Below are 19,298 nucleotides of genomic sequence, written 5' to 3'. Positions count from 1 at the left end.
ACGCGCAGGCGCCGTTACGACTGGGACTTGAGGTAGGCGATCAGGTCCGTCAGCTTCTTGTCGTCCGCGATGCCCTGGAAGATCATCTTGTTGCCAGGCACCTTGGCCTTCGGGTTCTTCAGCCACTCGCGCAGGTTGGCCTCGTCCCAGGTCAGGCCCGAGTTCTTGAGGGCGGCCGAGTAGTTGTAGCCCTCGTAGGTGCCCGCCTTGCGGCCGACGACGCCCTTCAGGTCCGGGCCGACGCCATTCTTCTGGAAGTTGTGGCACGCCTTGCAGGGCGCGAACGCCTTCTCACCGGCCGCGACATCGCCGGCGTCCTGGGCGTGGGCCGACAGGCCGGTGAGGGCGACCAGGATGGCGCCGAACGCAAGTGAACGCATCGTTTTCCTCGTGTTTGTTGATGGGCCACACCCCTCCTCGCCGGCCGACAGCGGTGAGTGACAGAGGCGACGAGACGGTGTGCGTGCCGAGGAGTGAACGGGCGCTCGCCGTGCTTAATCCCGTCCGGCCGCCCCGCCTTTCCCAAAACGTCGCATGTCGCGCCGTGATCGAACCAACCCCGGCGAATCCCGTTGGGGGCTGATGACAGATCAGCCTTCGCCCGCCCCCCTAGATCAGGTCGCCGATGCCCGTCGGCGCGAGATGGCCGTGGAGCATCTGCTCTTCGGCACGATCCGCTTCCTCGCGCAGCGCCACCCGGAGCTGCTGGACGAACTCGACGGGAGCCTCGGGCATCTCTGGGACAAGTCCGAGGGCGAGGCGCGCGACGACGAGGCCGTGCGGGAGATCGCCCGGAAGTTCATCCGCAGCCTGCGCGCCGAGGGCTGATTCCGGCGCAGGCGCGGGACCACGACGGTCGTGACTGGGAGAGAGACATGAACGCAGCACCGGACGGCTCGGTCATCCAGCGGGACGCGCCGCGTCCCGACCTCGTGGCCTTCGAGATCAAGGACACGATCACCAAGGCGGACATCGAATGGATGTCGGCGGTGACGGATCGGGCCATGCAGACGCACGACAAGATCGACATGCTCCTCATCATGTCGAACTACGAAGGTTCGGATTTCGGCGCGAAGTTCGACGGCTACGCCAACAGCGTGAAGGCGCGCTCGGTCGCCCATATCCGGCACTACGTCGTCGTCGGCGCACCGGCCTTCGCGGAGGCGATGATCAAGCTCTCCGGGCTGGTCCTGCCGGTGGAGACGAAGACCTTCGACCTCGAGGACGAGGCGTCGGCCTGGGCCTATCTCGCCGAGGCGGGCCACACGTAAAAAAATGCCCGGCACGGGGGCCGGGCAGTCTCAATCCCTTTTGCACGGGGACATCACGATCGGGACTTTGGAGAACCCCGATCGCAATTGGTGATCAGAAGTCGCGCTGGACGCGGAAGCGCGCCTGGAAGACGTCGGTGCTGGTGATGGTCTTCACCGGGATACCCGAGTTCACCTGGGCGGCGGTGTAGCTGAACTTCTGGGTGTCGAGCACCCGGCCGTTCTGGACACCGTACTGCGCGTAGATGCCCTCGACACCGATATCGAGGTCCTTCACTGGCGACCAGATCAGGTTCGCGCCGGCATAGAGCATGTACGTGTCGCGCAGGTTGCCGTTGAGGTTGTAGAACCGCGTACCGGGCGTGCCGACCCCCAGCGTGGAGATGACGGTGCTGCCGGCATTGGTGCCGCCGGCGCCGGGGACGAAGCCGAAGTAGGCGCCCTGGGCGGCGCGGGCGCCGTTGGCGAAGGTGTTCTCACCGTAGGACGCGAACACCGCCGAGCGCCACTCGGGGGCCCAGTAGTGCAGGAACGAACCGACCACCGAGAAGCTCGTGGAGAGCTGGAGCTGGTTGGTGAACGGGTTGACCGTCGCGTCGGAGAAGTTCTGGTTGAACGACGCGCCCTGGATCGAGGTCGGGTTGATCGCGTAGGAGCCGCTGTACGAGCCGTTGCCGGTGTACATCTGCGCGCCCTCGGCATAGGCGCCCTGGAGGTAGAAGACGTCGCCCGGCGCGATGAACGGGGCGTTGATCTTCAGGCCGCCCTGCACGGCCCAGCCGTACTCGCTGTGTGTGCTCGGGGCGACGGCGTTGGTGGCGGTGAGGGCCTGACCGGCGCTGTTGAAGCCGAGGAAGCCGCCCTGGGTGATGACGTTGCCGGTGTTCAGCTCATGGACGGCGGCGGAGATCTGCGCCGAGCCCCAGGGCTGGTCGTAGCGCAGCACGCCGACGAAGTCGGGCATGCGGTTGCGCTGGATGCCGTCGGTGAAGCCGAAGCCGATGGGCTGGCCGGCGGCGTTGACGCCGAGGACGACCGGGATCAGCGAGTTGGCCTGACCGAAGATGGCGGTGGAGGTGCTGCCCACCGTGGCGGCGAGGGCCGAGGTCGGCGAGTAGATCGGGGTACGGCGGAAGCTCGGATCTTCCATCGACAGGGTAGCGGAGAAGCCGTTGCCGATCGTGGCGGTGTAGGCCAGCAGGTTCGTGGACGAGACGTCCGAACCCGACGTGCCGCCGACGAACTCGAAGTCATGGGCGTAGAAGTCGAAGAACGAGGACGCGCGACCGGCGGTCAGGCCGGCGAACTGCACGAAGGCCTTGTCGGTGTTGAAGTACTGCTCGACACGACCGTACTGATCGATGCCGGTGCCCGGGAAGGCGTTGCCGATACGGATCTGGGTGCCGGAATGCACGGTCGGAATGCCGGTGCGGCTGGCGGCCTCGATGCGCAGGAAGGCGCGCAGGGTGCCGTAGCCGGTCTGGGTGCGGGCATCGAGGTTGATGCGGGCGAGACCGCGGTAGCCGCTGTAATCACCGTTGCCCTGGCCGCGGCCGAGGGGAGCCTGGTAGCCGTACTCGAAGCGGGCACGGCCCGAGAGACGGAGGCAAGTATCGGTGCCGGGAATGTAGAAGAAGCCGGCGCCGTAGGCCGAGCAGACGCGCACGAATTCGATCGGGACCGCCTTCTTGACCGGCAGGTCGGCGGCCTGCACGGCGCCGACGGCGGCGAGCGCCGCAGCCGACCCGAGCAGAGAGCTCTTCAAGAGTTTCATTATAGACCCCAAAGCTTCGAGACCAGAATGCGACTTGCCTGTTCGTGCGGCTTTGATCGCTTATTGAGGACCCGCGTCTGATCGACGGGTCTTACTGGGCCTTCCTTTTGCGGCGGCCCTATATCCTACTCAAATCATAATCTGGCCTGAGTCTGCAATGTGTTTCTATCTGAAACATTGCAACACGCCCAGGGTGTTGCTTGCACGACACTTTTTCACTATTGGAAATCGTTGAGAAACACGTCGATTACATTTGGGAAACAGTATCTCCGGCGCCGCTCACCACGGTGGAACACCGGAGGTCCGGGCCGGTCAGCCCTTCGCGACCGCCATGATGCGCCGCGAGACCGTCCCGACGAGGACGAACCGGTCGCCGACCTGGATGAAGCCGAGGGGATCGCTCGCCTGTCCGAGCCCGGACAATTCGGGCGGCATCGGGTGCAGGTACACCTGCGCCGGGACGACGGTGCCGGGATCGAGCGGGAACGTCATCCGCGTGACCGGGCGGACATGCCGGCGTTCCGCCTGCGCCTTCAGGGCCTCGACCTGGGCCAACGTCAGGGTCGGGCCGGGGGCCCCCTCGGTCGTGTCGCGCGTGCGCAGGTCGTCGAGGGTGCGGGACACCTCCCCCAGCACATCGGGCGACGCCGCCGCGCCGCTGGCGGACGGGGCGGGGAGGGGGGTCGTTCCCTCGCGGGGGCGAAGCGGGATGGAGCGCACCGGATTGCCGGCAGCCTGCTCCTTGGCAGTCTCCGGGACGCGTCCGCCGCGTCCCACCAATTGATAGGCCAGCACGCCGACCGCCACCAAAGCGGCGAGGAGGCTGATCAAAAGTAATCGACGCATCGTGCACCCACGGTGGGAAAGGCACGACCGTCTAGCCCGCGCCCCGCGCGAGAGGTAGCCCGGCCTCAGCGGCCGCGGCGCGTCAGATCCGGAGGGTGACGAGCCACACGAGACTCAAGGCGCCCACGAGGAAGGTGGCCGAGGAGACGAGCACGGCGACCTCTTCGCGGTGCCGGTGGACGAAGGACTGGGAGAAAGCGAGCATGGCGGTGGCATCGGCTGTGATCTGTTCAGCCTCGCGCCCGAACCTTGATCATTCGGAGGCAAACGGCGTCATCCACAAGCGGTCCGCGACCAGTGTCGCCCTGCGGCCACAACCGCCCGCCGTCACCCCCGCGCGGCGGGTGCGGCCACGCGGAGCCCCCGCTCCGGCCCGCGATGGCGCCCGATCCAGAAGACGAGGGCGCAGCCGAGGCCGGTGAGGGCACAGAGGGGCAGGAGGGCGATGGGGAAGCTCCCGGTCTGCTCCCGGAGGACGCCGATCAGCGAGGTGATCGCGCCGGTCCCGAGATGCGCCAGCGTGTTGATCGCCGCGATTCCGGCCGCGACCTGGGCCGGCGGCAAAGTCTCGGTGGCCAGGGCGAAGAACGGTCCCTTGATGGCGTAATTGCCGAGCAGCACCAGGGAGAGCAGCACCAGCGTCACCCAGAGCGAGCCCGTCAGCAGCGTCAGGGCGAAGCTGAGCGAGGTCAGCGCCAGGGGCAGGGCGGTGCTCCAGATCCGCTCGCCGCTCCGGTCGGCGCGCAGGCCCCAGAAGATCATGAAGGCCGAGGCGATGCCGAACGGGATCATGTTCAGCAACCCGGTCTCGAGGTTGCTGAGACCGAAGCCCTTCAGAATCTGCGGCATCCAGAGCGACAGCGTATTGCTGGTCGCGGAGCTGCCTGCATAGATCACGGCGAGCAGCCAGACCTGACGGCTGGCGAGGACGGCCCGCACCGCCCCGAACCCGTGCGCGGCATGGGGCGACGCCGCCTCGGCGGAGCGGCGCTCCGTGTCCAACCGGGTCGTCAGCCAGTCGCGCTCCTCCTGTGTGAGGAAGGTGGCGCTCGCCGGCCGGCTCGGCAGCAGCGCCAGGGCGCCGAGGCCGAGCAGCACCGCCGGGACCGCCTCCAGGATCAGGAGCCATTGCCAGCCGCGCAGGCCGGCGGTGCCGTCGAGGGTGAGCAGGGCCGCCGACAGGGGCGAGCCGAAGAAGCTCGACAGCGGGATCGCCACCATGAACATCGCCACGATGCGCGCCCGGTAGGCCTTGGGGAACCAGTAGGTCAGGTAGAGGATCACGCCGGGGAAGAAGCCGGCCTCGGCGGCGCCGAGGAGGAAGCGGGCGACCGCGAAGCTCACCGGCCCGGTGACGAAGGCCGAGCCGATGCCGACGAGCCCCCAGGTGATCATGATCCGCGCGATCCAGATCCGCGCGCCGACCCGCTCCATGGCGAGGTTGCTCGGCACCTCGAACAGCACGTAGGCCACGAAGAACAGCCCGCCGCCGAGGCCGAAGGCCGCCGTGGAGAGGCCGAGGTCGCGGTTCATGGTGAGCGCGGCGAAGCCGACATTCACCCGGTCGACATAGGCGATGAAGTAGCAGAGCACGAGGAACGGGATCAGGCGAAGCCCGACCTTGCGCATCGTCCGGCTCTCGAACGCCTCCTCGGGCGTGGTCAACGCGGCCATGGTGGTCTCCTCGGGTCAGGCGTCGAAGCGGAAGAGCTGCGCGGGCGTGCGGCCGAGCACGATGGCCCGCTCCGCCGCATCGGGAATCCAGAGCGCGAGGTCGGAGAGCGCTCTTGCCGGGCTCGCCACCGTCTCGAATTGCGTGTGCGGCCAGTCGCTACCCCAGACGAGGCGCTGCACGCCGAAGGCCTCGCGCAGGCGAGCGGCCGCCGCGCTCGCATGGCGCGCCCCGTCCTCGCCCTTGCCGATCCGGTAGGCGCCGGACAGCTTCACCCAGACGCGCTGCCCGGCGCCGAAGGCGAGGAGTTGCGCGAAACCGGGATCGTCCGTGCCGAGGGCAGGGTCGATGCGGCCGAAATGATCGACCACCACCGGCACGCCGGCCTCGACGAGGGGCGGCAGCAAAGCCTGGAGCCGGCGCGCCTCGGCCTGGACCTCGATCTGCCAGCCCAGCGCCTTCACCCGGGCCAGATGGGCCTGCCAGACCGGGCTCGCCAAAGCGGGATCGGGCTTGCCGATGAGGTTGAGGCGCAGGCCCACCACGCCGGAGCCGGCGAGGTCGCGCATCGTGGTGTCCTCGGCCTCCGGGGCCAGCACGGCGATGCCGCGCAGCCGCTTCGGCTCCCGCTTCAGGGCCGAGACCATGTAACTGTTATCCGTGCCGAGGAAGCTCGGCTGGATCAGCACGCCGTTCGTCATGCCGTTGCGGTCGAGCATGGCGAGGTAATCGGCGATGCTCGCGTCGTAGTCGGGGGCGTAGCGGCGCTCGCCCGCGAGGGTCAGGTCGCGGGTGAAGACGTGGGCGTGGGTGTCGATCCGGACGGGATCCGCGGCGCGGGCCCGCGCGGGCAGGGCGAGGGCGAGGCCCCCGGCAAGCAGGTCTCGGCAGAAGGAGCGCCGGTTCATCGGATCGTCTCTGGCGTCAGGGGAGAGGAGGGGGCGTCGGGCAGGAGCGCGACGGCGAGGAGCACCAGCCCGTAGGCCGACAGGGCCGACACGCCGATGGCGGGGCCGAGGCCGAGGATCTCGCTCAGGAGGCCGACGCCGAGGGGCAGCAGGGCCGAGGCGAGGCGCCCGGCATTGTAGCAAAAGCCCATCCCCGTACCGCGCAGGCCGGTGGGGAAGAGCTCGCTGAACAGGGCGGCGAGGCTCGCCGGGATGCCGGCGGTGCAGAAGCCCAGGGGCGCGCCCAACAGCAGCAGCGCCGTGCCGCTCACCGGCACGAGCAGATAGAGCACCACCAGCCCCATGCAGCCGACAGCGTAGAGGGCCACCGTCCGACGCCGCCCGAGGCGGTCCACCAGCCCGCCCGCGACGAGGCAGCCGAGGCCGAAGGAGACGATGATGTTCGCGAGATAGAGGCCGGTGCCCAGCACCGACGCCCCGCGCTCGGCGCTGAGATAGGTCGGCAGCCACGTGAACAGGGCGTGGAAGCCGCCATGGGCGCCGAGGCCGAGGAGCGTGCCCGTCACCGTGGCCCGGCGCATGGCGGGGGAGAAGATTGCCAGCGGCCCCGTCCGCGCCGGGACGGCCTCGCGCGGGCGCGGCGGCTCCGGCACGGTGCGGCGGATCACGAGGACGAGCAGGGCCGGGGCGAGCCCGCAGGCGAACAGCACCCGCCACGCCGCCTCCGGCCCCAGGGCCGAGAAGGCGGCGGTTGAGAGGAGCAGCGCCGCGCCCCAGCCGAGCGCCCAGCCGGACTGGACGGCGCCGAGGGCCCGGCCGCGATGGGCGGGGCGGATCGCCTCCGCCATCAGCACGGCGCCGGCCGCCCATTCGGCGCCGAAGCCCAGCCCCTGCACCGCCTTGAGGACCAGCAACTGCGCGAAGCTCTGGGAGAACGCGGCGAGGAAGGTCGAGACCGCGAACCACAGGATCGTGACCTGAAGCGCCCGGACGCGCCCGATCCGGTCGGCGAGCACGCCACCGATCCATCCGCCCAGCGCCGCCGCGACGAGGGTGACGGCGCCGATCAGGCCGGCATCCGTGCGGCTCAAGCCGAAGGTCGCGATCAGGGCGGGGATCGCGAGGCTGAACATCTGCACGTCCAGGGCGTCGAGAGACCATCCGCCCAAACAGGACCAGAAGGTACGACGCTCGGCCGGACCGATCTCGCGGTACCAGCGGAACAAGGGCTTTCCTCCGTCCCCTTGAGAGGACTAGTCATTTATATGAATATATGACCGCGTGGCGAACCGGTCGTCAAGACCCTCAGCGGATGTCGACGTGGTACCGGAAGCCCGCCGCCGGTCCCCGCGTCAGACGCCATTCGATGGGGCGGTTGTCAAAACCGAAGGCAAGGCGCTCGATGAGCACCACCGGGGCGCCCTCGTCGAGGCCGAGGAGATCGCCATCGCCATCGGCGGCGGTCGCGGAGCCCACCGTCAGGGTCTCCTCCGCGCGGGCGACGATCTCGCCGCAGATCGCCTCGTAGGCGGGGTAGAGGAGGTCGCCGATCTCCGTCAGCGGGGCCGTCAGCAGGGGCGCGAAGCGCGCGGCCGGCAGCCAGATCTCCTCGGACAGGACCGGGCGCCCGCCGATGAGCCGCGTGCGCAGGAGGCTCAGTGCCTCGGCGCCGGCCTCCAGTTCCAGCGCCCGACGCACGGCGTCGGGGGCACGGCAGCGCCGGCGGTCGCGGATGCGGCCCTCCGGCACGGCCTGCGCGCCCTCGGAATCGAGATGGCGGAAGAAGCGGAAGAGGGAGCGGTCGAAGCGAGGCCGGCGGACGAAGGTCCCCCGGCCCTGCTGTCGCTCCACAAGGCCGTCGGCGACGAGGCTGTCGATGGCCTTCCGCACGGTGCCGATGGCGACACGATGCGTCGCCGCCAACTCGGCCTCCGTCGGGATCGGCTCGCCCGTGCGCCAGACGTTGCGGGCGATCTTGTGGGCGATCTCGTCGCGCAGCCGTTGGTAGAGCGGCAGGCGCAGATCGGATGGAAGGGTGGCGTTCCCGGTCATGTGTATGACTGTATGACCTTCGCGTCCCTTCGCCAACGTGGCCGTGGGCGTGACGTCTACGGGCGGGCGCGGTCCAGGCGGTAGGAGACCGCCCAGATCGCGAGACCGCCGAGGGCCAGCGCCACGCCGACCCATCCCGTGCTGGGAAGGCCGAATTTGGCCGCGAGGGCCAGACCGGCGAGCCACGGGCCGAGGGCGTTCGCAACGTTGAACGCGGAATGGTTGAGCGCGGCGGCCAGCGTCTGCGCGTCCTCGGCTACGTCCATCAGGCGGGTCTGCAGGATCGTCGCGAGGCCACAGCCGCAGCCGATCAGGAACACCGTGGGCGTCAGCGTCCACAGGCTCGCCGAGGCCCACGGATAAAGCGCGAGGGCCGCCGCGCTCCAGACCAGGGTCGCCCCGGCCGCCGGCATCTGTGCGCGGTCGGCCGCCCAGGCGCAGATCAGGTTGCCGGCCGTCATGCCGAGGCCGAACACCGCCAGCACGGCGGGAATCGCGAGGGGAGGGGCGTGCGTCACCGCCAGCAGGGTCGAGGCCAGATAGGTGTAGACCGAGAACAGGCCGCCGAAGCCGATGGCGCCGGTGGCCAGCGTCAGCCAGACCTGCCCGCGCTTGAGCGCGCCGAGTTCGCGCAGGGGGCTCGCCCCCGCCGCCGGGGCGCCGAGGGGCGCGAAGGCGCGCACGAGCACGGCAGTGAGGAGCGCGAGCAGAGCCACGAGGCCGAAGCTCCAGCGCCAGCCCACGACCTGGCCGATGCCGTTGGCGAGCGGCACGCCGACCACCGTAGCGATGGTCAGCCCCAGAATGACCCGCGAGACCGCCTGCGAGCGCCGCTCCCTCGGCACCAGCGAGGCGGCGACCAGGGCGGCGACGCCGAAATAGGCGCCGTGCGGCAGGCCCGCGAGGAAGCGGAACGCCAGCATCCAGCCGTAGCTCGGGGCGAGGGCCGAGAGCCCGTTGCCGAGGGCGAACAGCACCATCAGGCCGATGAGCAGCGTGCGCCGGGCGATCTTCGCCGCCAGCACGGCGATGACGGGGGCGCCGACGACGACGCCCAGTGCGTAGGCGCTGATCACGTGCCCCGCCGTCGGGGCATCGAGGCCGAGATCGGGCGCAAAGGCCGGCAGCAGGCTCATGGCCGCGAACTCGGTCGTGCCGATGGCGAAGCCGCCCATCGCCAGGGCGGCGAGGACTAAGGTCGGGTTGCGGCCGGGCGCGGCCACGGGCGGCGCGGCCGCCGCCGCGACCTCGGTGTCGAGGGGCGTGGTCTCTGGAAGCGCGACAAGGGTCATCGGTCGGGATCAACTCCCTGCGGATCAGCAGGCACACGGAATGGAAGCGACACCGGGCCTATCAGCCCCGGCGTGTCCGTACCTACATGGCGAGGGGCCGGCGATCGTCGCGGCAGGGCTGCCCTGCATTCGGGGCGGGTCTATGGAGAATGACGAGGACCGTCGGACGACTCGTTTTTCGCGCTTATCGGGTCTTCGTCAGAACTCTCCACATCCCCTAAAAGTATTCGCATAAGAAAGATTATGGAACTAGAGTCGGTTTTCGATGGAAGTGTCGGCTCTTGCAAACCCAACTTATTCCGCCGCGAGGCCGAGCGTGGGCTCCTCGACGAGATAAGCGCCGCAGGCCGTCATCAGATCGCGAAGGAGAGACAGAGCCTCTTCGACCTGCGCCGGTGTGGTGAGCCCTTCGCGCGCATGCGTGCCGCCGCCGGCCAGCGTCACCGTGATGGTGAACCGTCCCTCGGGGTGTTCGATGATCCGATAGGATGCGCGGCGGGCCATATGCTCGAGTGCCGACGATGGTTGCGAAGAGGACAACTCCAGTCATGCTAGGTCAAGCCCCGAACTTCAAGCGATAATCTCGCTGTTCAGGCCCCTGTGACTTGGGCGTGACCAAAACGATCGAAGCAAACCCGATTGGAGCACGACAAGCCTGTAGGGACTGTAATCGCTGCGTACTTGTCTGATGTCTTCAGCGACGCCCCGGTGGCGTTCCGCCCGTGCCGCGTAAAGTGTCAGTCGAAGCCAGGGCCATTTTCGAGCGCGCTGTTCATTCCTCATACAAATACCCAAGGGCACGGCATGGGCCGCGCGCCACGGTGTGTCCGCCACTGACCCAGATCACGTCAGCGACGGATACCAGGCTCCGGAGAAGGCCCGCGAACGGTTTGGCCGCGCGATCGGCGGATCGATCCCTCGCGCGGTGGCGTTTGAGAAGTCTCGGACGCCAACATGAGGGGTGCATGGCGCGCGTGGTCACGTACAGCATCGTCGATTGCGTCGACGGCCGGTTCGCGGTGGTCGCCGTGGCGGCGTCCGGTGCCTCGTATCGGCGCGGCGAATTGCTGACGCTCGCGGAGGCCGAGGATTGCGCCGAAGACCTGCGCGTCGCCCTGGCCGGGTGTGGCGTCGTCCTCGCCCGCCGCGACGCGACGCCCCCCGGAACCGGCGTGACGGGCATCGCCCTGAGCCGCCGCTGGTAGCGGCGAGTCCCCTACTCCGTCAGGCTCGTGCAGAGCAGGCTCGGCCGGTAGAGCGTGCGGAACCCCGCTCGGGCGTAGAGCGCCTCGACCGGCCCTCCCGCCGGGCATTGCAGGAACACGAACGCCGCGCCGCGCGCCCTCGCCTCGCGTAAGGCGGCGTGGACGAGGGCGGCGCCGAGACCGCGATTCTGCCGGTCGATGCGGGTGCTGACATTATAGAGCCCGGCCGCGCCGTCGCGCAGGGCGAGGGTGGCGCAGGCCGCCGGCCCCGCCGCGTCCTTGAGGATCATGTGCCACAGCGCGAGGCCGGGGCTCGGCTTGGCCCTTCGCAGGGCCGGCAGGTAGGTCCGGCGCAGGTGCTTGCGCACCGCCCCGTCGTCGAAGGACTGCGCGAAGACCTCCTCGAAGGCCGCATCCACCCGGGGCGAGAGCGTGAGCGCGGCGGGATCGGCGGCCCGCGTCGGCACGGGCGGGGGCCGGGCCACCATCCAGCTCGCCGGAAACGTCGCCGCAGGGGTGAACAGCGCGCGCAACCGGTCGTGCTCGGCTTCGTCCCTGGCGAGGAAGGCCGGCGGCCGGCCGCGCCCAAGGGAGGCCGCGCCCGCCCAGGAGAATTGCGCAGGCGTGCGGATGCCGTAGGCGAAGTTCAGGGTCGGGTCCGGGATGGCCCGCGACCAGACGAAGCCCGCCCCATCGGGCCCCCGCGCCGCGCCGTCGAGGAGGGAGCCGGTCAGCGCCGCGACATGCGCCTGGAGCAGGGTCTCGAAGGTCGGATCGCAGGCGATCTCCAGGCTCACGCGGCGCTCCACGACGGCGCCGGCTCCGTCAGGGCGGCGATCCGGGCGTGGAGGGCGGGGGAGAGCACGATGTCGAGATGGTCTGTCTCCGGCACGGTCTCGACGGAAAGGAGGCGCGACGTTGTCGGCGCCCAGTCGATCACCGGGAGGCGGTGGGCGAGCGATGCCTCCGCCACGAAGCTGCGGATCGGGACAGACCCCGGCTCCAGCCGCAGGGCGCGGAACTGCAGGGCGTGATCGACCAGCGTCCAGAGGATGCGCTCCCGGCTGCCGACCTCGGGGCCGTCGGCGGGCAGGGGTTGCGGCTCACTCGCCATGAAGCGGAGGAACTGCGCCCGCGCCTCCGCATCTATCCGCGCGCGCAACGCCTCCCAGTCGGCGCGCATGGGCGAGCGGTCGAGCCAGGCCGCGAGCATCGCCTCGTGGGCGGCGCGCTCGTCCGGTGGGAGCGGATGGCCCGCGCCAGGGGCGAAGGTGGGTTCGAGGCCGCAGGCATCGAGCATCCCGACGTAATCCAGGGGAAAGCCGGGCCCGAGTTGCCGGGCGGTCTCGTAGGCGAGGACACCGCCCCAGGACCACCCCAGGAACACGCAGGCGCCGGAGCGGCCCCGCATCAGGTCGCGGACCCTGTCCGCATAGGCGCGGGCGAGGTCGGCGACTGGCGGCAGAGGGCGGACCTCCTCGACCAGGGACGCGCAGAGGAACCCATGGGCCTCCTGATCCGGCCCCAGCGCCGCGACCAGCGGCTCGTACTCGCGGGTGCTGACCAGCAGGCCGGGAAACAGCACGAGGAGCGGTCGCGGGCTCCCCGGCCGCCCGGCGGCGAGCCGTACCGTGGCGGCCGGGCCGCCCTCCTCCGTGGCCGAGCCGGCCTCGATCCGCTGGGCCAGTTCGGCGAGCGTTGGGTTGCGCAGCAGGTCGGCGATGCCGATCCCGCCCTGTGGCGCCATGAGGCGCAGACGTCCCACGAGCCGCAGGGCCGAGAGGGAATCGCCGCCGAGGTCGAAGAAGCGCCGGTCCGCGACGCGCACCGGGAAGCCCAGCACCTCGGAGCAGATCCGGGCGAGACGCTGCTCCGTGGCACCGGAGGGTGGCCGCCCTGCCCTATCGTCGGCGGGGTCGGGCAGCGCGGCCCTGTCGAGCTTGCCGTTGGCCGTCACCGGCATCCCGTCGAGGAGCGTCAGGCTCGACGGCACCATCGGCTCGGGCAGGAGGCGGCCGAGGGCCATCCGCAGGCGCCCGGCCTCCAGATGCTGCCCCGGCGCCGGCACGACGTAGCCCGCCAGGACCGCGCCGCCGACGCCGCTCCGGTGCAGCACGACGGCCTCCGCCACGCCGGGGAGGCCGCGCAGGGCGGCCTCGACCTCGCCGATCTCGATGCGGTGGCCGCGGATCTTCACCTGATCGTCCGCCCGGCCGGCGAAGGCGAGGCTGCCATCCGGGCGCCGCCTCACGCGGTCGCCCGTCCGGTACATCCGCCCGCCCGCGGGGAACGGGTTCGGCAGGAAGCGCTCCGCCGTGAGGGCCGGGCGGCGCCAATAGCCCTCGGCGAGCCCCCCGGCGATGAAGAGTTCGCCGGTCTCCCCCTCCGGCACGGGCTCCAGGTCCGGCCCGAGCACGTAGACCGCGCGGGCCCCCACCGGCCCGCCGATGGGCGCGTAGGGCTCCGGGAAGGTCGTCCCCGGCGGCACCTTCCAGATCAGCGGGGAGATCACGCATTCGGTCGGGCCGTAGCCGTTGATGAGCAGGCGTGGCTTCAGGGCCCGGCCGAGGCGGGCGAAGGTCTCGCGCGCCATGGCCTCGCCGCCGAAGGAATAGACCGCGACCGGCGGCGCCTCGCCCAGGCGCTCGGCCCAATCCGCCACCTGCCCGATGAAGCTCGTCGGGAAGCCGGCATGGGTGACGCGGTGGCGGCGGATCTGCGCCAGGGTCTCGGCGGCGGTCCAGAGGTCGGGCCCCCGGAGGACGATGCATCCGCCGGCGACGAGGGGCGTCATCCAGCGCTCGTGCGCCCCGTCGAAGGCGAAGGACAGGACGTGGAGTTCGCGCGACTCCGCATCCATCTCGTAGGCCGCCGCCGTCGTGCGGCAATGCATGGCGAGCGGCCCGTGCGCGACGAGCACGCCCTTCGGCCGCCCCGACGAGCCCGAGGTGTAGATGAGATAAGCGGGGTCCCCCGGCTCCGGCATCCGTGCGGGGGCACCGGCCGGGTCGGCCTCCGCGAGGGCTGCGGGATCGAGCCGCGTCACCCCCGCTGGCAGGTCGAGGCGGGCGGCGATGGCTTCGGTCGCGATGCACTCGCCGATCCCCGCATCCTCCAGCATCATCCGCACGCGGGCTGGGGGATAGGCGGGATCGAGGGGCAGGAAAGCGGCGCCCGCGCGCAGGATTCCGAGCAACGCGGCGATGAGAAGCGGCGAGCGGTCGAGGGCCACCGCCACGAGGTGCCCGCGCCCGATCCCCCGTCGGACAAGCCCCGCCGCGAGGGCGGCGGCGTGGCGATCCAGCCCCTCGCGGCTGAGCGTCTCCGCGCCGAAGATCACGGCCGGGCGCCCCGGATCCTCCGTCGCGAGACGAGCGAGCCGTTCCGGCACGCTCTCCCGATCCGCATCGAGCGGGAGCGGCCGGTCGCCCTCGGGGACGGGGGCATGGGCATCGATCCAGTCCCGCGCCGCCGCGAGCCCGCACGGGCCGTGCGCCTGCCGCCAGCCCGCAGGCAGGGGGCGGCCGGCGGGCCAGAAGGCCCCGTGCCCGGCCCCGTCGAACGCGACCACGAGAGGCCCCGCCATCCATTCCGCCACCGATGGATCGTGGTCCTGCCCGGTCATGCATCCTCTCCCGTGCCCCAGGGGGCTCCGACAGACCAGACGAATGACGGCACGCGGTGTTCACGCCGCCGCCGTCCGAAAAAATCTGCTGAACCGGGGCGGGGTCCATCCGTCAGGGAGGTGCCGAGGACACACGGGAAACGGATGACGGACGTGGCGAGACCCGACACAGGAGACGAGCCGGCCGGGCTCGCATGGGCCGGCAGCCGGGACATTCCGGTCGTGCGATATTCCGGCGCGCCGTCGCCCGAGGCGGTCGAGGCGATCCTCGCGGGCGCCGAGCGCCTGACCGCCGCCGACACCCGTGCGCAGCGCATCCTCGTGGAGGCGGACCCGGCCATCGGCGCGCGGCTCTGTGCCCTCGGCGCGGCCCGCCGGGTCCGCGACGGCGTGGAGATCCTGCCGGGCCTGCTCTGGCAATGCGCCGGGCGCTGGCTGCCCCAGGCCCGCCCGGCCTTCCCCGAATTGTTCACCGTCACCGCCGGGCGGCGGCATCCCCTGCGGCCGGAGACGCCCTCCGGCATCGTCTATGCCCGCGCGATCCCCTGGCTCGGCCGGACGCTGACCTTCCGCACCCTGACGGAGCCCGGCGACATCGCCCTGTTCTCCGGCTGGATGAACGACCCCCGCGTCGCCGCGATCTGGGAGGAGAGCGGGAGCCTCGCCGCACATGCGGCCCTGATCGCCCGCCTGCAGGCCGATCCGGCCACCCTGCCCCTGTTCGGCTGCCTCGACGGGCAGCCCTTCGGCTATTTCGAACTGTACTGGGCGCGGGAGAGCCGCCTCGGCCCACTCTACGAATCCGGGCCCTACGATCGCGGCTGGCACGTCGCCATCGGCGACCCGGCGGTGCGGGGGCGCCCCTACCTCTCGGCCTGGCTGCCCTCGCTGATGCACTACCTGTTCCTCGACGAGCCGCGCACGGCGCGCATCGTCGGCGAGCCGCGCGCCGACCACGCCCAGCAGATCCGCAACCTGCACGCCTCCGGCTTCGGCACGGTGGCGACCATCGACTTCCCCCACAAGCGCGCGGCCCTGGTGGCCCTGTCGCGCGAGCATTTCGTCCGCGACCGGCTGTGGGTGCCGGGGGCGGCCGCCGCCGACGCGGCGCCGCGCCCGCCCGCCGTCCCGGTCGAGGACCCATCCGAGGAAGCGTGCGCATGACCGACCAGCCCACCACCGACGACATCCTCGGCATCGGCTTCGGCCCGGCCAACCTGTCGCTCGCCATCGCCCTGAGGGACGCGCTCGCGGGCTCGTCCCTGCGGCCCTCCTTCCGCTTCATCGAGCGGCAGGCGCGCTTCGGCTGGCACCGGGCGATGATGCTGCCCGGCGCGGACATGCAGATCAGCTTCGTGAAGGACCTCGTGTCCCTGCGCGATCCGACGAGCCCCTTCAGCTTCCTCAACTACCTGCATGTGAAGGGCCGGCTGAGCACCTTCCTGAACCTCAAGACGTTCACGCCCTCGCGGATCGAATACAACGACTACCTCACCTGGGCGGCGGAGCACTTCGCGGAGGCCGTCTCCTATGGCGAGGCGGTCGAGGCGGTGCGGCCGGAGATCCGGGACGGACGCCTCGCGGCCTTCGTCGTGGAGGCGCGGGACGGGACCGGCGCGCACCGGCTCAGGCGCTGCCGCCATCTCGTCGTGGCGGCGGGGGGCGATCCGTCGATCCCCGAGCCCTTCGCGGCCCATGCCCGCGACCGGCGGCTGATCCATTCCTCGTGGTACCTGCCGGGAATCGCGCAGGCGCTCGGGGAGCCGCGCCTCGACGGGCCGGACGCGCGGATCCTCGTGGTCGGCGGCGGGCAGAGCGCCGTGGAGATCGCCACCGATCTCGGCGCGCGCTATCCCCGCGCCCTGATCGACCTCGCCATCCGCGGCCCGGCGCTCAAGCCCGCCGACGACAGCCCCTTCGTGAACGAGATCTTCGACCCGGCCGCCGTCGACACGGTTCACGACGCCCCGGCTCCGCTGCGCGCGGACCTGATCGCCGCCCACCGGGCCACCAATTACGCGGTGGTCGATGCCGACCTGATCCAGTCCTTCTACGCCACCCTCTACGAGCAGACGGTGAGCGGCGTGACGCGCTTCCGCCTGCGGCGCTCGACCGAGGTGACGGCCCTCGACGCGACGGACGGGGGCCTTCACGCGACCCTGCGGGATCGCCTGACGGGGGCGCTCGATCACCAGACTTACGCGGCGGTGATCTGCGCCACCGGCTACCGGCGCGCGACCGTGCCCGCGATCCTCGATCCGCTGCGCCCCTTCCTGGCGGGCGAGACCGTCGACCGGCAGTACCGGTTGCCCCTCGTCCAGGCCGATTCGCGGGTGAGCCTGCATCTCCAGGGCTTCAGCGAGCCGACCCACGGGCTGACCGAGACCCTGCTCTCGATCCTGCCGGTGCGGGCGGGTGCCATCGCGCGCACGATCCTCGGCGAGGAGCAGGCCGCCCGCTCCGCCATCCGGCCGGCGGCGATGCAGCGATGAGCCGGCCGCTCGCCCTCGACGACGCGCGGGTCGCCGTCCTGATCCTTCGCCTCGCGGGGCCGGCGATCCTCGGTATCTCGGCGCACGCCCTCCAGATGGTGGTCAATGCGTGGTTCGTGGCCGACCTCGGGGCGACGGCCATCGCCACCATCGCCATCGCCTACCCGGTGACGCTCCTCGTGGCCGCCCTCGGCTACGGCGCGGGGATCGCGGCGGCCTCGCAGGTCTCGCGGGCCCTCGGGGCGGGGGACGGCAACCGGGCGGGCGCGGCGGCGGCCCTCGGTTTCTGGCTGGCCCTGCCGGCCGGCTTGGCCGTGACCGTCGCGATCCTCCTCGACACCCCCGCGTGGCTCCGGCTCCTCGGGGCGGATGAGGCGCTGGCCGCCGCCGCCGCGCCCTACACGGCGCTGGCGACGGTCGGCACCGGGCTGATGCTCGTGATGATCGTCGGCGGCTTCGTGGTGCGGGCGCAGGGCCATGCCCGCCTCAGCGGAGCGATCATGGTCGGCGGGTTCGGCCTCAACATCGTCCTCGACGCGGTGCTGATCCGCTTCTGCGGCCTCGGGACCCTGGGCGCCGGCTGGGCCATCGTCGGGGCGCAGGTGGCGGCCGCCCTCGCCTATCTGTGGGTCTTCGCCCGCGGGCGGGGCGCCCTGCGGCTGGTCTCGCCGCGCCGGGGCGGGCCGGGCCTCCTCGGCGAAGCCCTGCGCCTCGCCGTCCCGGTCACGGGGTCGAGCCTGCTCGCGGCCTTCGCGATGGCGCTCTTCGTGGAGGCGGCGGCCCCCTACGGCGCGGCGGCGGTGGCGGCCCAGGGGATCGCCCTGCGCCTGACCCTCGTGGCGGCCTTGCCCCTCCTCGGCCTCGTGGCCGGCGCGCAGGTCGTGTTCGGCCACGCGGCGGGGGCGGGCTTGCCGCACAGGCTGCGCCGGGCGCTGGGCTTCACCGTCGCCGCGTCCCTGGTCTACGGCCTCGCGGCGGGGGGCCTGATGATCGCCCTCGCCGCCCCCTTGGTCGGGCTGTTCGCGCAGGAGGCCGAGACGGTGCGGGCGGGCATCGAGGCCGTGTCGGTCTTCGCCCTCGCCTTCCTGCCCATCGGGCTGCAGCTCACCGCCGCCGCCCTGTTCCAGGCCATCGGCGCCCCGCGCCGGGCCGCCGCCGTCTCACTGGCGGCGCAGGGGCTGGCGCTGATCCCGCCGCTGCTGATCCTGCCGCCGCTCCTCGGCTACGAGGGCGTGCTCGTGAGCCGCGTCGTGGCCGAATACCTCGCCGACGGGCTCGGCCTCGTCCTCCTCCTGGCGTGGGCGGCGGGCGCGCGCCGGGCAGCCGGCGCAGCGCGGATCGAGGGCCGCAAGGCACTGCTGATGCCCGCGCCGCACGAGGCCGCATACCAGGGCCCGTGAGACGCCGAGCCGCCGGGCGATCTCGATCTGCGGGACGCCCTCGACCCGGTGCAGGCGGAAGGCGGTGCGCATCGGCTCCGGCAGGGCCGCCACGGCCGTCTCGACCCGGCGCAGGGCGTCCCGCGTGGCCGTCGTCGCCTCCGGCGTTCCGGTGACACCGTCAGCCGTGTCCGGCGCGAGATCGAGAGGGCAGAACAGCCGCCGCTCGAAGCCCCGCCGCCGCGCCCGGTCGAGGGCGAGGTTGCGGACCATCCGCCCGACATAGGCGTCCGGCTCGCCCGCGATGCCCTCCGGCGGCTCGGCGATGAGCCGCAGCATCACGTCCTGCACGACGTCCTCGGCCAGCGCGGGGCAATCCAGGATGCGCCGCGCCCTGTGCAGATGGGCGGCGCAGCTTCGCGCGAGCGCCGCCCCCCGATCGCTGCCCGACAGGGTTCGGGAGGCCATGAGTTTTCTCACAAGATCGACCCAGTCCGAGGGGCTTACACAAGCAAGACCTGACCAACAATCAGGATGTTTTCTAATTGGATTTATTAAAATCTGCGGGAATATCGAAGACGAAAGTATTGTTATTGCTATCGGCATGAGCGTCGATGATTTAGAGACTCTAACAAAACCGGGTTTGGCGCGTTGGGTGAAGATGGCGAGACCGCTCCTTCCCGATGGCCTGTGGGCCGAGATCGCACCGCTGCTGCCGCCTGAACGGGCCAAGCCGAAGGGCGGTCGGCCTCGAACCTCCGACCGCGCGGCACTGACGGGGA

19 protein-coding genes and 1 pseudogene are annotated in these 19,298 nt (G+C 71.2%); 7 read left to right on the top strand and 13 right to left on the bottom strand.

The window, feature by feature from the left end; all coding sequences use genetic code 11:
- Window positions 1-14: 14 nt before the first annotated feature.
- Window positions 15-380, bottom strand: a complete 366-nt coding sequence (locus AAHF99_RS21560; protein WP_342166514.1) for a c-type cytochrome — start codon at window positions 378-380, stop codon at window positions 15-17.
- 202 nt (window positions 381-582) lie between these two features.
- Between AAHF99_RS21560 and AAHF99_RS21555 the strand changes: the two genes are divergently transcribed.
- Complete coding sequence (locus AAHF99_RS21555; protein ID WP_342166513.1) at window positions 583-828, top strand: hypothetical protein; 246 nt, start codon at window positions 583-585, stop codon at window positions 826-828.
- 47 nt (window positions 829-875) lie between these two features.
- Complete coding sequence (locus tag AAHF99_RS21550) at window positions 876-1,271, top strand: SpoIIAA family protein (protein ID WP_342166512.1); 396 nt, start codon at window positions 876-878, stop codon at window positions 1,269-1,271.
- Between the two features lie 94 nt (window positions 1,272-1,365).
- On the opposite strand, the gene AAHF99_RS21545 is transcribed toward AAHF99_RS21550, so the two are convergent.
- The 9 genes from AAHF99_RS21545 to AAHF99_RS21505 form a co-directional block, all read right to left on the bottom strand.
- Window positions 1,366-3,045, bottom strand: coding sequence for a porin (locus AAHF99_RS21545; RefSeq protein ID WP_342166511.1), 1,680 nt, complete (start codon window positions 3,043-3,045; stop codon window positions 1,366-1,368).
- Between the two features lie 312 nt (window positions 3,046-3,357).
- A complete protein-coding gene (locus AAHF99_RS21540) occupies window positions 3,358-3,876 on the bottom strand; it encodes a hypothetical protein (protein WP_342166510.1) in 519 nt (172 codons plus the stop codon).
- 97 nt (window positions 3,877-3,973) lie between these two features.
- On the bottom strand, window positions 3,974-4,096 hold the full coding sequence (locus tag AAHF99_RS21535) for a hypothetical protein (RefSeq protein ID WP_342166509.1): 123 nt from the start codon (window positions 4,094-4,096) through the stop codon (window positions 3,974-3,976).
- A gap of 122 nt (window positions 4,097-4,218) precedes the next feature.
- Window positions 4,219-5,565: an MFS transporter gene (locus AAHF99_RS21530; RefSeq protein WP_342166508.1), complete on the bottom strand. Its 1,347-nt coding sequence runs from the start codon at window positions 5,563-5,565 to the stop codon at window positions 4,219-4,221.
- A 15-nt stretch (window positions 5,566-5,580) separates the two neighbouring features.
- A complete protein-coding gene (locus AAHF99_RS21525; protein ID WP_342166507.1) occupies window positions 5,581-6,471 on the bottom strand; it encodes an amidohydrolase family protein in 891 nt (296 codons plus the stop codon).
- Window positions 6,468-7,697 (bottom strand): MFS transporter, encoded by a 1,230-nt coding sequence (locus AAHF99_RS21520; RefSeq protein WP_342166506.1) that lies wholly within the window; start codon window positions 7,695-7,697, stop codon window positions 6,468-6,470. The genes AAHF99_RS21525 and AAHF99_RS21520 overlap by 4 nt, the downstream gene beginning before the upstream one ends.
- Before the next feature lie 79 nt (window positions 7,698-7,776).
- Window positions 7,777-8,523: a GntR family transcriptional regulator gene (locus AAHF99_RS21515; protein ID WP_342166505.1), complete on the bottom strand. Its 747-nt coding sequence runs from the start codon at window positions 8,521-8,523 to the stop codon at window positions 7,777-7,779.
- 56 nt (window positions 8,524-8,579) lie between these two features.
- A complete protein-coding gene (locus AAHF99_RS21510) occupies window positions 8,580-9,815 on the bottom strand; it encodes an MFS transporter (RefSeq protein WP_342166504.1) in 1,236 nt (411 codons plus the stop codon).
- Between the two features lie 294 nt (window positions 9,816-10,109).
- The gene (locus AAHF99_RS21505; protein ID WP_342166503.1) at window positions 10,110-10,319 is read right to left on the bottom strand and encodes a hypothetical protein; all 210 of its coding nucleotides are present in this window, start codon (window positions 10,317-10,319) and stop codon (window positions 10,110-10,112) included.
- A 461-nt stretch (window positions 10,320-10,780) separates the two neighbouring features.
- On the opposite strand from AAHF99_RS21505, the gene AAHF99_RS21500 reads away from it, so the two are divergent.
- Window positions 10,781-11,020 (top strand): hypothetical protein, encoded by a 240-nt coding sequence (locus AAHF99_RS21500; RefSeq protein ID WP_342166502.1) that lies wholly within the window; start codon window positions 10,781-10,783, stop codon window positions 11,018-11,020.
- Window positions 11,021-11,031: 11 nt separating this feature from the next.
- Here AAHF99_RS21500 and AAHF99_RS21495 read toward each other — a convergent pair whose 3' ends face one another.
- The gene (locus tag AAHF99_RS21495; protein WP_342166501.1) at window positions 11,032-11,817 is read right to left on the bottom strand and encodes a GNAT family N-acetyltransferase; all 786 of its coding nucleotides are present in this window, start codon (window positions 11,815-11,817) and stop codon (window positions 11,032-11,034) included.
- Complete coding sequence (locus AAHF99_RS21490) at window positions 11,814-14,645, bottom strand: amino acid adenylation domain-containing protein (protein WP_342166500.1); 2,832 nt, start codon at window positions 14,643-14,645, stop codon at window positions 11,814-11,816. The genes AAHF99_RS21495 and AAHF99_RS21490 overlap by 4 nt, the downstream gene beginning before the upstream one ends.
- Window positions 14,646-14,798: 153 nt before the next feature.
- Between AAHF99_RS21490 and AAHF99_RS21485 the strand changes: the two genes are divergently transcribed.
- The 3 genes from AAHF99_RS21485 to AAHF99_RS21475 are packed head-to-tail and all read left to right on the top strand — an operon-like array spanning window position 14,799 to window position 18,537.
- On the top strand, window positions 14,799-15,809 hold the full coding sequence (locus AAHF99_RS21485) for a GNAT family N-acetyltransferase (protein WP_342166499.1): 1,011 nt from the start codon (window positions 14,799-14,801) through the stop codon (window positions 15,807-15,809).
- A complete protein-coding gene (locus tag AAHF99_RS21480) occupies window positions 15,806-17,137 on the top strand; it encodes a lysine N(6)-hydroxylase/L-ornithine N(5)-oxygenase family protein (RefSeq protein WP_342166498.1) in 1,332 nt (443 codons plus the stop codon). Before AAHF99_RS21485 ends, AAHF99_RS21480 begins: the two co-directional genes overlap by 4 nt.
- On the top strand, window positions 17,134-18,537 hold the full coding sequence (locus AAHF99_RS21475) for an MATE family efflux transporter (protein ID WP_342166497.1): 1,404 nt from the start codon (window positions 17,134-17,136) through the stop codon (window positions 18,535-18,537). The genes AAHF99_RS21480 and AAHF99_RS21475 overlap by 4 nt, the downstream gene beginning before the upstream one ends.
- Before the next feature lie 9 nt (window positions 18,538-18,546).
- Here the strand turns inward: AAHF99_RS21475 and AAHF99_RS21470 are convergent.
- Window positions 18,547-18,984: pseudogene (locus AAHF99_RS21470) on the bottom strand (sigma-70 family RNA polymerase sigma factor); the annotation flags it as partial.
- On the opposite strand from AAHF99_RS21470, the gene AAHF99_RS21465 reads away from it, so the two are divergent.
- Window positions 18,983-19,298: transposase (locus tag AAHF99_RS21465; RefSeq protein ID WP_342166496.1), on the top strand; the 316-nt coding region annotated here is incomplete at its 3' end. The pseudogene AAHF99_RS21470 and the gene AAHF99_RS21465 overlap by 2 nt on opposite strands.

The organism is Methylobacterium litchii (assembly GCF_038442315.1).
Lineage (GTDB): Bacteria > Pseudomonadota > Alphaproteobacteria > Rhizobiales > Beijerinckiaceae > Methylobacterium > Methylobacterium litchii.
Note: the sequence above shows the minus strand (reverse complement) of the source record. Positions and strands in the feature narration are given on the sequence as shown.